Source organism: Escherichia sp. MOD1-EC6021, assembly GCF_002965245.1.
GTDB lineage: Bacteria > Pseudomonadota > Gammaproteobacteria > Enterobacterales > Enterobacteriaceae > Escherichia > Escherichia coli_F.
Genome location: NZ_PTRU01000004.1, coordinates 210,938 through 225,570, shown reverse-complemented (window position 1 = coordinate 225,570; position 14,633 = coordinate 210,938). Strand labels below are relative to the sequence as shown.

Annotated in this window: 8 protein-coding genes; 1 reads left to right on the top strand and 7 read right to left on the bottom strand. The window is 47.6% G+C overall.

Annotated features, from left to right (window positions below):
* Positions 1-14: 14 nt before the first annotated feature.
* Entirely contained in the window at positions 15-620 is a 606-nt protein-coding gene (gene azoR, locus BEB54_RS07300; protein ID WP_000048948.1) for an FMN-dependent NADH-azoreductase, read from the top strand.
* 53 nt (positions 621-673) lie between these two features.
* Here the strand turns inward: azoR and BEB54_RS07295 are convergent, their stop codons facing one another.
* The 7 genes from BEB54_RS07295 to BEB54_RS07265 form a co-directional block, all read right to left on the bottom strand.
* Positions 674-1,966 (bottom strand): phosphatase PAP2/dual specificity phosphatase family protein, encoded by a 1,293-nt coding sequence (locus BEB54_RS07295; RefSeq protein ID WP_088542073.1) that lies wholly within the window; start codon positions 1,964-1,966, stop codon positions 674-676.
* A 13-nt stretch (positions 1,967-1,979) separates the two neighbouring features.
* Complete coding sequence (locus BEB54_RS07290; RefSeq protein ID WP_088542024.1) at positions 1,980-3,737, bottom strand: bifunctional alpha/beta hydrolase/class I SAM-dependent methyltransferase; 1,758 nt, start codon at positions 3,735-3,737, stop codon at positions 1,980-1,982.
* 15 nt (positions 3,738-3,752) lie between these two features.
* Positions 3,753-4,649, bottom strand: coding sequence for a phosphatidate cytidylyltransferase (locus BEB54_RS07285; protein ID WP_088542025.1), 897 nt, complete (start codon positions 4,647-4,649; stop codon positions 3,753-3,755).
* Positions 4,649-5,254, bottom strand: coding sequence for a CDP-alcohol phosphatidyltransferase family protein (locus BEB54_RS07280; protein WP_088542026.1), 606 nt, complete (start codon positions 5,252-5,254; stop codon positions 4,649-4,651). Before BEB54_RS07280 ends, BEB54_RS07285 begins: the two co-directional genes overlap by 1 nt.
* Positions 5,255-5,424: 170 nt before the next feature.
* The gene (locus BEB54_RS07275) at positions 5,425-7,731 is read right to left on the bottom strand and encodes a DUF2773 domain-containing bactofilin (protein WP_105277695.1); all 2,307 of its coding nucleotides are present in this window, start codon (positions 7,729-7,731) and stop codon (positions 5,425-5,427) included.
* 63 nt (positions 7,732-7,794) lie between these two features.
* Positions 7,795-8,655 carry a pyridoxine 4-dehydrogenase gene (pdxI, locus tag BEB54_RS07270; protein WP_105277697.1) on the bottom strand — a complete coding sequence of 287 codons (861 nt, stop codon included), beginning with the start codon at positions 8,653-8,655 and terminating at the stop codon, positions 7,795-7,797.
* A 207-nt stretch (positions 8,656-8,862) separates the two neighbouring features.
* Positions 8,863-14,361, bottom strand: coding sequence for a BigA/YdbA N-terminal beta-barrel domain-containing protein (locus BEB54_RS07265; RefSeq protein ID WP_105282158.1), 5,499 nt, complete (start codon positions 14,359-14,361; stop codon positions 8,863-8,865).
* Between the last annotated feature and the right edge of the window lie 272 nt (positions 14,362-14,633).

Here is a 14,633-nt window from a genome sequence, read left to right as displayed (position 1 = left end):
TATAAGGAAACACCATGAGCAAGGTATTAGTTCTTAAATCCAGCATCCTGGCAGGGTACTCTCAGTCTAATCAGTTGTCCGATTATTTTGTTGAACAATGGCGCGAAAAGCACTCCGCTGATGAAATCACCGTGCGTGACCTGGCTGCAAATCCGATTCCGGTACTGGATGGCGAACTGGTTGGTGCACTGCGTCCGAGCGATGCGCCGCTGACTCCGCGTCAGCAGGAAGCTCTGGCGCTTTCCGATGAGCTGATTGCCGAGCTGAAAGCCCACGACGTTATCGTTATTGCGGCACCGATGTATAACTTCAACATCTCAACTCAGTTGAAAAACTATTTTGACCTGGTGGCACGTGCAGGCGTTACTTTCCGCTATACCGAGAACGGTCCGGAAGGTCTGGTAACGGGTAAAAAAGCCATCGTTATTACCAGCCGCGGTGGGATCCATAAAGATGGCCCAACGGATCTGGTAACGCCGTATCTGTCCACATTCCTGGGCTTTATCGGCATTACCGATGTGAAATTTGTCTTCGCCGAAGGGATCGCGTACGGCCCGGAAATGGCAGCGAAAGCGCAGTCTGACGCGAAAGCAGCCATCGACAGTATTGTTGCTGCATAACCGGACACTATTTTGATGTGGACTGTAGATATTCAGTCCACATCTCAATCCACTTACCTGTTTTCCCACAATCTCAGCATCGCTTTGTGCTCTTCTGTCAGCACAATCGGCGGGCGTCTGACGCGAATATAGTTAATCGCTTCATCAACGGTTTTACAGTGTCCGTAACATAACAGCCATGCGGCCACAACCAACGCACTGCGCGATAATCCCAACGCGCAATGGACCAGAATGCTGCCTTGCTCTTTGCGTAATGTTTCCAGCATCGCCACGGCCTGTCGGAGCTCCCCCTCTTCCGGAATCACCAGATCCAACATCGGTACACAAAAATAGAGTCGATCTTTTGTCGCGCGTCCGCGAGGGAATTCAAAGGTGACGTCCAGAACTGCATTCTGTGCCGGAATATGTCGTGGAAACGCCCCTAAATAAACACCCGCAGTAATTTCGCTCACTGGCTCCAGGCGAAGGCAAAACCAACGCATAGACAGCCACATCCCGATGCGCCAGGGCAACGTCAGCCAGTAAACGGCAGGCGGGAGTTTCCCCTGACTATCTTTCCCTGTTGTTATCGCGCCAAGCCCACCGTACCCACGGCCAATAATGAGTAGCGATAATACTGGCCAACATAACCAGACTGACCACCGTAACTGATTCATCATCATTAGCGTCATCAATACTATGCACGAACACGCGCCTACGACATAAGGCAGTGCTATTTTGATTCGACGTTGATCAGGTATCTGGTAGTTCCAGCGACGGTCGACGGGCACCATCCAGTCAATCAACATACCTACCGCCAGCCCTGTGATGACATCAATAAAATGATGCTGCCAGGTCGTCAGCGTAGAAATAGCGATGAGTAAAAACCATCCGCCACAGACTTTACGCCACCTCACAGCCAGATGCTGACGATAGTGACGCCAAAGTAGCCAGCAGAGAATAATATGCAGCGAAGGGGACTGGTTATAAGGCAGATCAAACAGTTCAAGTTGCGAAAATAGCCATCCCGTCACCCCACTCACTTCAGGGCGGATAAAACTAAACTTCAGCGGATAGAGCAAAAAACCGCAACAGGCCATTACCGTTGCCAGAATAAGCCGGTGGACCAGTCGGCGCTGTTCGAATGTCGAGCGACAAACGAACAGCGAAAATCCATATAAAAGATCCAGACTCCAGTAAGGAACAATAGTCCAGGGAAGAAAAGGGATCGCCGTTTCCCAACCGAACACCTGACTGGGGATATCATGGTTGTTAAGATCCTGAAACGCGGTGAACTGATTAAGAAATCCATATGTGAAGAAGAAAAACGGGGCCAGCAACAATAACCAGCCAGCTCCTTGTAGCAATACGCTCCGGCGTTCAGTGGTCACGACGCACCGCCATCGAAACCGTAAAAATGCCCCACTCATCAATCCGTTGTGTGCATTTATCAAATCCGGCATTACGCACGAGCGAATCCATCTCCCCTTGCGAACGCACGCGCATTACCCACGGTTTACCATCTTTATGACTGGTTAACACCCCGGCAATCAGCTCCAGTTGTGGGTGCCACGGCTGCCCGGTGTAGATGAGAATGCCACCCGGTTCGATGGCATTGGCAAGACCAGCGAGGGAGTTTTTTACCTGCTCGTTTTCGGGAAAAAGCTCATACAGGCCAGAGACAATCGCCAACGTAGGCCGCGGAGTTAACGCGCTGAGTTCTGCAGTATTAAACGCATCGCCCTGTTCAAAACGCGCCCGCCCAGACATTCCCTTTTGGGCAATCATCTCTTGCCCCTGTGCAACATTTAACTCACTGTAATCACGTAACAAAATATCGCTTACGGCAGGCTCGTTTGCCAGCGCATCCAGTACATAGCCCCCATGCCCTGCGGCAATGTCAACCACGCGGACGGCTAAACCATTGGCGTGGAGATCGGCAACGGCTTGTTTCATCAGCATTTGTAAATGGGCTTTGCGCTGGCGAATACCGCGCCAGCCAACACTGTTCAGGTAGATTTTGTCGATAAAACGCCCGAATGCGTTACTGCCTTGAGGTTGATTTTGATAGACATAATCCAGCGAACTGCCTGAATCAAAGCCGGTGCTCATTCCGAGATGCAGGCCCGCAGATTGCGCCCCGAACAGTTTCATCGCCTTTCGCATAAAGCGATACGCCAAATCAACTGGCGATAATGGCACGGGTCCACCAGAAAGGAGCCGCCATCGATCCGCAGATGGTCCTGTGCGGTCTTCATGCTGATAATCAAATTTTTGCGACTTGTTAGCATATAAGCGACTAATAAAGCTTTGCATTTTTTCAAATGCCTGTGCCCTGTTCTCTTCACCCAACGTGTCGTGATAAAAGCCCGGCAGCAGATGCAGCTCTTTCAGAGGGCTACGTAATCTCTGATAAAAATCAATCTGCGGTTGGCGATGTACCACATAGTCATCGCCCGATATCAGTAGTTGCGTAGGGAGCGTAATCGCCGCCGCATCGCTAACAATACGTTCAGACGTTTTATAGAGATCGAGCAAGATATTGACGGCAATCGCCCGTGTGATCAGCGGATCATTATTGAAACTCGCTACCCGTTCCCAATCGTGGGTCAAATAGCGTCCTTTCACATAGGAATTAATAAAAAACAGACCACGCAGACGATGCCATAACGCCAGCGCAGGACGTGCCAGCGGCACATACAATTTAACCTTAAAGGCCGGAGAAGCCAGCACCAGCCCGCGAATAGCAGGCGCATAATCATGAACCCATGTGGCAACCAGCACTGCGCCGACGCTTTGCGCGATCACAACCACCTCTTCCAGCCCGACCTGGCTGTCGCTGGCAGCAAAACGGACAAATTCATCGACATCCTGCACTGAACGCGCAAGAGATGGGCTATAACCACGCGGCCCCGAAGTTTGTCCATGCCCTCGGGCATCCCAGGCATAAAAAGTAGTATCTGGCATCGCCAGTTCATCAACGATATGTTGTAGACGACCAGAATGTTCATGACCGCGATGAAATAAGACGATGACCTTTTTAACCCCTGGCTGTAAAGCGGGCCAGTGCCGATAAAACAACGCTGTATTATCACTGGCTGTAAAAAAACATTCCCCAGGGATGCGTGAATTTTCCATTTTCTCTATTTTCCTTCAGTAACAGCAGTAGCGAATAAAATAAAAAAATACCGGAGCGGTGAAAATTAATGAGTCAATCCTGTCAAGGAGTCCGCCATGTCCTGGTAATAGTTTTCCACTATCTTTAACACCAATATCTCGTTTGATGGCTGACATCACTACATCGCCGCAAAAACCACTAATACCAATTAACAAACCCGCTAATAATGCCTGTAATGTATCTAGCGGTGTCAGCAACGGTCCAATAATCAGTGACGCAATCATGGTGGTGATTACGCCGCCCATCAGACCTTCCAATGTTTTTCCCGGGCTGACTTTAGGGACCACTTTTCTTCTGCCGCAGGATTTCCCCCATAAATACTGTGCAATATCGTTTGACTCGGTTAATGCCAAAAGAAATAACACCAGTAACGCCCCGACCTGGATATTTATGGTTGGCAACATTAATAACCAGGCGGCATGACTCAAGGCGAAAACGGTCATTATCCAGCCCCAAAAAATGGCGCTCACGGTATGCAGAAAACCGGAGAGGTCACCCACAAAAACTTGCCAGGTGGCTAATATCAGAAACCCAGCCAAAGGTATGAATAACAGAAACAGCTCAAAGCAATTAAAACCGATAAGCAAATAGTTAAGAGGAATAACCCAATATAACCAACGCGGAAAATGAACGGATATAAGCGTACAATATTCTTTCAATGCCATAAAACTTATCAGCGCAAAAAACGTCAATGTCATCCAGTGTGGACCTGAAATGACCAGTGAAAAACAAATGACGATGCCCCACCAGGTACGAATACGTAATGTAACTTCATCCCCTTTTCTCTTTGGTAACCGCCATACCAGAAAACGGTTTATCAGCGTTGCTAAAATTAACAACACGAAAAGTATTGCCAGAGATTTTTCCAGCATTACTTTTCAGCACTCATAAAAAGCACGCTCCGACTACGATTAATCGCAGTCCAGATAAGCAGAATTGAAGCAATGCTCCATAAAAGATTATTCCATTGCATCCACTGTGGATAAATGGCAACGGCCAGCCCCCACAACCCAAATATTAACGCACGATCGCTTTTGCCAAATGGACCGGCATAACTGCGAATACCGTTAATCGTCTGCGCGAGTAAACCGCAAAACTCAGTCAATATGGTGCAAAATAACATGAGTATTACGAGTGATGCGTTACTTTCCGGTAAAAATAAAAACGGTAAATAAAGCGCAATATCGGAAATAACATCGCCAGTTTCATTCAAAATCGCCCCAAGACGTGTTTGCTGATTACACTCACGCGCCATCATGCCATCCAGCGCATTGAGTGCCATACGGACAAAAAGCACGATGGGCAATAGCAAAAAGAGGATGGGGCGTGCCACCAACATCAACAGCAATCCGGTAAGAAGAGAAAGCGCCAGTGCAGCAAGAGTGATGTGATTCGCTGTAACATGGTGCTTATTAAGCCAAAACATCGTCGGCCTTAACAGCGACTGAAAGAGCGGTTTTATCTGGTAGAGCGTCATTATCAATCCTTGATAATTCGGTTTGCGCTATGGTGTATCAATTCCCCTGACGGAGATATCGCAACACGCCGCTTCATTAAAAATTCAGAATATATCAAGGTATTGGGGACTCACCGTCAGGAATGATTATCCCCAATAGATCAAGTGGTTAAAAATTATTACGCTGTTATTCAATACAACTCATCAAGTTTTCTCATCGCTTGTTCCCGTATTGCGCGCGTCTTACCGTTAAGCGCCAGCTGCCGAACTAAATCCAGTTCAGGGTTAACAAGCTCTAACGCCAGCAAAGGATCACGTTTCAGCCTCGCCTTCAATACATCAACTGGAAAGCGGGGATTATTCATCGCCACAATCCACCACTCGGGATCAATTTCTGCCGCCAGTGCCGCAGGGGGGGTGTGGCGGTTGCTAAGTGCGCCGAACTTGAAAAATGTGAGATTGCTTTTCGCCAGTGTACTCCACCATATACGATCCGGTTGTTTTGCCAGTACATCCAGTTGTGCTAACGCATCGGGGTCGAGTGCATAATAAACACGTAACGCTTCGTTAACCTGCGCACGGGAACTGTTTTCCTGCCTCAGAAAAAACTTCGCCCAAATATCATTGCGTGGCGTGTTTTGCTGTAATTCCTTGAGAACAACAGCGGGTAAATTATCCCAACTAATTAATGCACTCTCTAAAAAGTCCCAGTCGTCCGAACGTATCAGAGAGGTGGCATTTAATAGCATCTGGTCATCAACTTCACCGTAGCTGATAAGCTCAGACAAAATCATATCAGCGCTGGTTTCATATGCATCTGAATCTGCTTTGGGATTATTTTTCCGATGCGATAAAGCACGTTGCCAAATTTTTTGTTTCATCGACGTGCTCAGATACTGATTTTTCGCCAGATTACTCCACCCCTCAGGATCGTTGAAACGTGTCAATAACCGTTGTAGAGCAGCGTCAGAGTGAATTTCCTGCATATCCCGACAGCAAAAGTAGGCAGGGGATTTTTTCTCCATCCTTTTAACAAAATTAAACTGTAAGTTATCTGGCAATGCTAAAAATAACACACGTATTAGATCATCGTCATTCTCGAATTTTTGGTATAAATATACTGCAACTTTGTCACTCTCTTGTGGCGTCATCCGCAACAATTGACCATGGTGTTTCATCTCTGCCAGCTTTGACGCTAAGCTTGTGACAACATCGTTTGATGAATCGTTCGCCAACTGCATTGCCTGATTGTAGGTGAGTTGTCCTCCAGCACCGACCTGACGAATAGAGGGATCATCACTGCGGATATAGCCATCAATAATGGATTCGGGCAATAACCACGCATCTTTATAAAGCTCCTGAATGATCATATCCCAATCTCTTTTCGCCAGAGTCATGACGATATCCAGAGGGAGATTTTCACGTAGCGCAAGATTCAACGGACCGACACCATCAGGTAGATGACTCATTCGCGTCATTATTTCGACAGAGAGCGGTTCACGGTCGAGCAACCCCAGAACAACAGGCTGGTAACCCAATTGCTGATCGGTCAACTCCAGAATCTCATTGTCAGGCATATATCTCGCCATACTTTCAATCGTTTGTCCATCATTGCTATTAATAAGTTGTTTGCGTAGGTTAGCTGAAATTCCTTTAATCCTTGGGAGAGTTCGCATTATGGCAAGATCAAATGTCGCAATATCTCGTCCTTCAAATGCAGCAACGTTGCCTTCATCCAGCATTTGCAATTCCTGCACTAACTCAGGAGAAGGCTTAGGGCGAAACAGCGCTTCTTTTTTCATCAGACTACAGATATTCCCTGCCATGCGAATATTGCTTCGCTTAAAAATTTCTTTCAGAGCATCTTCATCATTTATTAGACCCCAATAATATGCATCAGGATTTATTATCATCAGCGCTTTTTTGACATTTTCAGTGTCATTTTTGTCACTCGCACGGACCATGAATTCACTATTTGTCGAAGACGCAACAACAGGTGCAATTATGTCATTGATAAATATCCCTCGCGCATTAATACTCCCCTTAATCGTAGACGGATTATCGTAATATGAGTCGATAAATACCAGTCCACTTGCATTTATCGAACCGGTAATTAACAGTGGCGAATCTGTAACCATATTCGTTGCCGTCACGTTACCGAGAATAACCCATGGATTAGAAAGAGATAAAGTGGAAATATTACCTTTGACTGTCAAATTGCCAAGAACAATCAATTTTTGATTACTCTCTATATTACCGTCTACCACTAAATCGCCACGATGCACTTTCCAGTCCGATGCAGATAAACCGAAGGGGACAAGGTTCACGCTACTGTTGATAGCTTGTTCAACTTGTTGTTTATCTTCAGCGGTAGCCGCAGAAAAAAATGGTTCAATATCAACTGCATTTGCAACACATCGAAGGTCCGCCTGTACTGGAAGACTCAGCATAAACAGGGGAAGTAAACCTATCCAGCTGCAAATCCTGGGCTTAAACATATGCACTCCATGCCATTAAAAAAGAAACAAAAGGGAAATGCATCTTTCCCTTTTGTATATTCGTTATTCTCGCGAAATACCGTCCAACGTAGACAACACGTCCGCAGAAAGATGCAATTTTTCTGAGGCCATATTCTCCCGTAAATGCGCAACAGAAGATGTTCCAGGAATCAACAAAATATTCGGTGAACGTTGTAACAGCCACGCCAGCGCTACCTGCATTGGTGACGCATTAAGGCTCGCAGCAACATCGGAAAGCGTGGAGGATTGCAGCGGCGTAAAGCCCCCGAGCGGGAAGAACGGCACGTAGGCAATGCCGTCACGAGCCAAAGCATCAATCATTGCGTCATCAGCACGATGAGCAATGTTGTATTCGTTCTGCACACAGACAATTTCGGTAATCTTACGCGCCTCTGCAACCTGCGTCGGTGTGACGTTGCTCAGGCCAATATGTTTTACCAGGCCTTGTTGTCGCATCTCTGCCAGCACGGTCAGGCTGGCTTCAATCGATCCTTCCGCTGGGCCATGACCATCCCCCATCATAACGCGCAGGTTAACCACATCCAGTACGTCCAGTCCGAGATTACGTAGATTATCGTGTACCGCTTTTTGCAACTCTGCCGGAGAAAATGCAGGCAACCAGGAGGCGTCCTCTCCACGCCGCGCCCCAATTTTAGTAACAATGGTCAGGTCGTCAGAGTAAGGATAAAGCGCTTCGCGGATAATCTGATTGGTGACGTGTGGACCATAAAAGTCACTGGTATCAATGTGATTAACGCCTAATGCCAGCGCCTCGCGCAGCACGGTTATAGCGACGTGGCGATCCCTTGGGGGACCAAAAACTCCAGGACCTGCCAGTTGCATCGCGCCATAACCAAGACGGTTAACGGATTTTGTACCGAGAGTAAATGTGTTGCTGCTCATCGCACCCTGCCCTGTAATAAAACGGATTAAGAAAAATCAGTATAGAAACGAAAAGAGTTAAATAATGCGAAGGCGTAAACAAGATTACTGGATGAGTTCCTCTATTGTCCTGAAAAACACCAAAACAAAACGCGTCAAGCGCCGCATCCGGCAATAAAAAACCGCAACCTGTATCAGCGTTGCGGTTTATGCATCACATACTAAAAATTAGAACGTTTTCTTGAAGTTCAGCATCACGCCTTTATCGCTGATACCATCCTCTTTCCAGTGGTAAGCATCCAGATTCAGCGAACTTTCTTTGCTGCTGTACTTCACGCCGACGCTTGCCAGGCTGTTGATGCCGCCGCCCTTCTGCCCATCATCGACATTAAAGTGCTGGCTGCCTGCGCCTGCCAGGCTTGCCGTGCGCTGGCTCTTCGTGTAGCTCAGGTTCGGCCCACCTTCCAGCGCGGCGTTCGCACTCCAGCCGTCTTTGGCTGCGTAGTCCAGCTTCAGCCCAACGATGCTGTCCACCGCCGTTTCGCTGCCGCTGTTCATGCTCAGATTAAAGTCTCCGGCATTACGCTCCTGATAACCGCCTTCGAGCGTATGACGCAGCTTCACTCCGGCATATGGCGTGATTTTCAATCCGGCACGTGGTTCAAAGGTTTTCGCCCCTTCACTGCGGAACTCCAGATACTGCTGTTTCACATTCGTGTCCGCCGTCTTACTGACGTCGCCATAAGCTACCGAACGGCTGCTGTCCAGTTGGTGGATATCGTAACGCAGCGCGTTATTCCAGCTCATACCGTTGTCAAAGGACATCTGATGCTTCAGGCCAAAGAACTGGCTGTAGCCGCCGGTGACGCCGTTATCACCCGCTTTCTGCGCACCGTCGCCGTCCAGAAGGGCGATACCGTACTCCAGGCTCATGGTCTGGTTTTCGCTCAGGTCGAGGGTTTTACGCAGCGCCAGCATGTCGTACTCGGTATTGTTACCCAGCTCAGCACGCGGATCGCCTTTCGCCACCACGTTAAATGCCAGACCGTTGCCCATCTTCGGTGCTGCCTCGGCCAGCATACTGAAGCGGTTGCTCAGTACGCGGGCTTCACGGAACACAGTGGTGGCCTGGCTCCCGCTGACTTGTTTTAGCGCGCTGTTCAGCTCTGCAGTGGTGCCGACGTTCAGACTGGTATACAGCTCGTTGTTGGTGTAACCCGCATCCAGCGCTTTTGCCACGTCATTCACTGAGGCATCCGTCGCCACATCGGTGTAGGCTTTTTTGCTCATGGTCACATCAACATTGCCGCTGGCGTCGGTACTGCCTGTCGCCTGCCAGACAACAGATGTCGAAGTGATCGCTTGCGCATCGGTCAGGTTGCTGCCTTGCACCACATCATCAAAGCTGACGGTTTTGTCCGCCGTTCCCGCCGCAAAAGCGGTATTGATCTCCACGCCATTCATACTGGCGTTATTGACCATCAGCTTACCGACGCTACCGTCGGCGTTCGTCCCCACCACGTAACCGTTGAGGTTGTTCATGCCATCGTTGCGGCTAACAGAAGAAGAATGGCTGCCGTCGTATGGCGTAATGATGGGTTCTTCCGGCGCTGTAAAGTCGACATAGTGTACTTCCGTACCGTCTCCCCCTTCGCCACTGCCCTCTATCGCCGTGCCAGATTGTTTAATCAATCCGGAACCATTCACGCTGTCGTCAATATAAACAGTGCCGTTGTTAACAATGTGACCATTGCTCCCGAGCTTGCTGAAAGCCCAGGAATTATTGGCGTAGATATTAATCGTACCGTTGTTTTCAACCACACCATCCGCTTTCGCGTCCGATGCTAATTGCATTCCAACCATACCTGTATGCGAAGTGCCTTCGCTACCAATATTGATAGTGCCATTGTTGACCATTTTTGCGCTGCCGTGCGCATTCATGGCGATGGTATTATTTTTATCAATATTGATAGTGCCATCGTTAATTGCCCGGCTACCGGCGTTATTATTTGGCGTCGTAACCTGGCCGTTAATCACACCTGTCGTACCGTTATACAAGGTATGCCCATTACCGCCGGTAGCGATATCAGCATCCCCATTCACTGTACCCCAGTTGTTGAAATGCCCAGCCCAAAGTCCGTTTTCAAGAAGATCGACAACACCACCACCCAGGTTATTAAAGGTCGAGTTTTTATCAACCGAACCACTGTGAACCGTTCCTGCGTTATTGAAGGTGGCTGCGGCAGAAAAATTCACTTTATTGACCGTTCCATCCGCTTCGTTATTCATCACGGCAGAAGCTGAGGCCCCTTTCCAGGCGGTTACCGTCCCGGCGTTATAAAACGTACTGGCCCATTGTTCAACAGTGTTGATAGTGCCGGAGTTGTTGATAACAGAACCCGCAACGGTTGTACCTACCTGCCCGGTCACTACACCTTCGTTAGTAAACACGCCGCCATCCATAGAAACGGTTTTTGTCGTGCCCTTATTGGTGTATTCCCCACCGGTTGCGATATCAACCTCATTAATACTGCCCGTGGTTTCATTGACCAGATGGCCGAAGTCAGCCACGGTGACAGGCCCCCCGGTAACCGTACCCGCGTTGGTTACCAGGGTTTCGGCGGTTGCCGTGATATCAGTCGTACCGCCATATGAAGACAGGTTAAGCGTTTCCCCGTCAGCCGTAATAATGTCACCATTTCTCCAGCTTAATGAAACAACTCCGTCAGTCGGGTTATAGGCGTTATTGTCCTGGCATTTCCCAAAAGTACAGATGGTTCCGTAATTAACGATAGTCCCGCTGCCATCGTTATAGAACGCCTGCCCGTTTTCAGCATTAATATTGATGATGCCCGTCTGATCATTAATCGCAGTGGCACCATTGTAGACAGCCATACCGACCAACTTATTTGGCCCCAGCGTATCATCATAATTTTCATTTACTTCCAGGTTTATAGTTCCCTTGTTAATAATGATGTTACCTGGCTTCATCGCGGCCATACCGGCACCGGCATTATAGATTGTAATTTCACCGCCCTGCTGATTAATGGCGGTAGAATTAACGCTGGCACCAGAACTGTCTGTACCCACAGCCATCCCGACAGCATAATCTTTGGCGCTGTCATGAGCGATATTGGACGCCAGACTGGAAGTATCGTTTTCATCCACCCATAATGCGTCAATGAAAATCTTACCCATATTGTCAATGGTTGAATTATTGGAGGCCAGCATGCCAACACTCCCCCGGCCGTACATTTGGATCTCACCGGCAGTATTATTTAAAGCGGTGCCATTGTTGCCTGCTGTCATCCCCGTCAGACTAATGACTTGATTATTAAAAATTAAAGGGTCACTCAAACCTTGAGCGTTCAGACTATTGAAAATACGTCCCTGCGCGAGTACCTTACTGGTGATGGCACTGTTATTAACAACTCGACCACCATAGACGCTAAAATATGCAGAACTAGCAGAGTCTGATGTATTCCCCTCTACGCCGTAGATAGAAATCGTTACATTGTTATTATTTACAGCTAGCGACTCTTCACCAGTAGCCCTGGCAAAGCCAATATTCCCCAGTTCTACATCACCATTATTTATCATCTGCGAACCGGAATTCACCAGTACAACCTGTGATGTGTCACTATTATAATGATCAAATGTATTTATATCTTTTAGGATAAAAGTGGCGTTGCGGCCAAGTTCTAAATGGGCTCGGTTATTCAGTTGAATGATATCGCCTAATCCAAGCGGAAAAACACCACTGATTGTTGAATCCCCATTTAGATACAGAGTAGAGTACCCATCGATTTTGATAACAGGCGTATCGCCATAACCATTACGTTTTAAAGCAGGTGTGGAGCCATCCTGTAGAGTATTTTCTTCGCCAGCTAAATGGATACCACCATTAATTTCGACGGTATTACCGTCACCCGACACAACCAGACCATTAATATTTTCCTGGCTGCCATCCATTTCATTATAGATACGAGAAGTGATTTCACTGTCAGCAACAACGGTAAGATTGCCATTTAATACGATATTATTGTCGTGTCCCTGCACCTGAATGCCAACAGAAGGGGTAAAAAAGTCATTTATTGAATGCTCTCCGGCCTGATTTTTATCCACCAGAATATTACCGGTAATTTCAACCTCATTGCCATCACCGGCCACATTTACCCCTATAGCAATACTGCCGGTCACATTAAGCTCATTCGTCGCCAGCGTCATGGCGTTATTATTTCCAAATACATCCAGACCGGTTGAATAATCCCCTACATCCACACGGCCAGCCAGAGAAATCAGACCATCATCTCCGATGATGCGAATCCCGGTACTGAAATTATCAGCAATGATGTCCCCCACATTGATAAGGGTAGAATGATCACCCTCAATCAGAATCCCTGTCGCATTGACCTCTGAACTGCCATTACTGACGGAAATATCCCCCCTGTTAATGAACGTCGACGCATCACCACTGAGCGAAACACCCAGCGATTTTTCATCCACGACCGCTACATTGCCTTTGTTGCTGACGATCGCGCCATAACCCTCAACATCAATGCCCCGAGCAGCATTGCTAACGTATAAATCCCCTTCCTGTATAACCGTCGCATTATTACCAACGATTTTGCTGCCCGTTGAATTTTGCCCATCAACCGTCATATGGCCTTTATTATCGGTCCTGACATCATTACCGCTAATAACGGCCCCTATTCCGCCGTTATTGACGGTGGAGTCGCCAGTGTTATTTAAGATTGTACGATCGCCATTGACGATAACCGCCGTGCCAGCATCGACCACCGTCTGACCGTTATTATTGATGGTTATATTATCGCCGGTCAGGATACCGACCACCGAATCTTCACCGACAGCCTCTGTTTTACCCTCGTTTGTCAGCGCAATGTTGTTACCATTAATCATCATCACCGTGCCGCCATTCAGGGCCGTGTTACCGCCCTGGTCAGTGATAATCGCATCATTAACGGTAATTATTCTGCCCGTTGTTCCATCAGACACGACACTGGCTAACTGTGTGACGTGGAGTTTACCTTCGTCATCGTAGCGCCATTCCATATCACCTGTGGTACTCACACCACTAAAGATGGCGGTATGAGTCTCTTCATGGTTTTCCCACTCTGTCACAATGGTTTTTCGGCCATCTTTTGCCGACAGCGTGTAGCTACCATCGACATTCTGTATATAGGTGAACGTTGCCCCGCGAATCTTCAGGGTTTGCGCGTCCTTGTCCCATGTCACATTGTTATCAAAGACAACGGGTTCTGTTCTCGGTAGGTCAACATCATCACCGCTATTGTCGGGTGGAATAACATTACCGCCGTTATCTGGCTTTACAGGTATACCTGAATCTTCATCACTGGGAACGGGTAGCGGTAGAGGGCCATTATCATCTGGCGGTATGGGCTGGGGAAAAGAAGAGTGAGCAGAATGATCATTGTCATGAGACAATTCAATCACTGCGAGTGTTGCCAGTACCGCCGTGGCACCTAATGCCAGTAACGAGCTGAAACCATTATTTGTAACAACAGCACATTTTTCTGGCATTGTTTTCAACTTCGTTGACGGTCGGGCGTGCCCTTCTGACTGACATGTCATTTGAGAGCTTCTGCGCATACTGTCTGCACTCTCGCCTTCTGTTATTTCCGCCCCCCAGCTTTGGCCACTTAACGCTATAGCGATACACGCTGATAATAACGTTTTCTTTTGCATGAGAAATCCTTTTCAATGAATGACATTTTAAATAATAAAATATGAGTAACAGATAAGAAATAGCCACAGGCTGTGTCATGATTTAATGTCTACTCTTGAAATTTTATTTAGCAACCCCAGAACATTCAACTTAATTAGTATTTCGAAACCTCAATGCAGACACATAAAAAACAAATTATTCGATTACTTAGGCTATTTGTTGCATTATTACACATCCTCTAACAATAATCAGACAAAAAGCAATGTCAGCGTCAAATTGGGTAGCTGATTCA

What these genes read in the sequence shown, in the direction of transcription:
- BEB54_RS07265 (WP_105282158.1), bottom strand. Translation starts at nt 14,361, where the DNA reads ATGCAAAAGAAAACGTTATTATCAGCGTGTATCGCTATAGCGTTAAGT.
- pdxI (WP_105277697.1), bottom strand. Translation starts at nt 8,655, where the DNA reads ATGAGCAGCAACACATTTACTCTCGGTACAAAATCCGTTAACCGTCTT.
- BEB54_RS07290 (WP_088542024.1), bottom strand. Translation starts at nt 3,737, where the DNA reads ATGGAAAATTCACGCATCCCTGGGGAATGTTTTTTTACAGCCAGTGAT.
- BEB54_RS07280 (WP_088542026.1), bottom strand. Translation starts at nt 5,254, where the DNA reads ATGACGCTCTACCAGATAAAACCGCTCTTTCAGTCGCTGTTAAGGCCG.
- azoR (WP_000048948.1), top strand. Translation starts at nt 15, where the DNA reads ATGAGCAAGGTATTAGTTCTTAAATCCAGCATCCTGGCAGGGTACTCT.
- BEB54_RS07285 (WP_088542025.1), bottom strand. Translation starts at nt 4,649, where the DNA reads ATGCTGGAAAAATCTCTGGCAATACTTTTCGTGTTGTTAATTTTAGCA.
- BEB54_RS07275 (WP_105277695.1), bottom strand. Translation starts at nt 7,731, where the DNA reads ATGTTTAAGCCCAGGATTTGCAGCTGGATAGGTTTACTTCCCCTGTTT.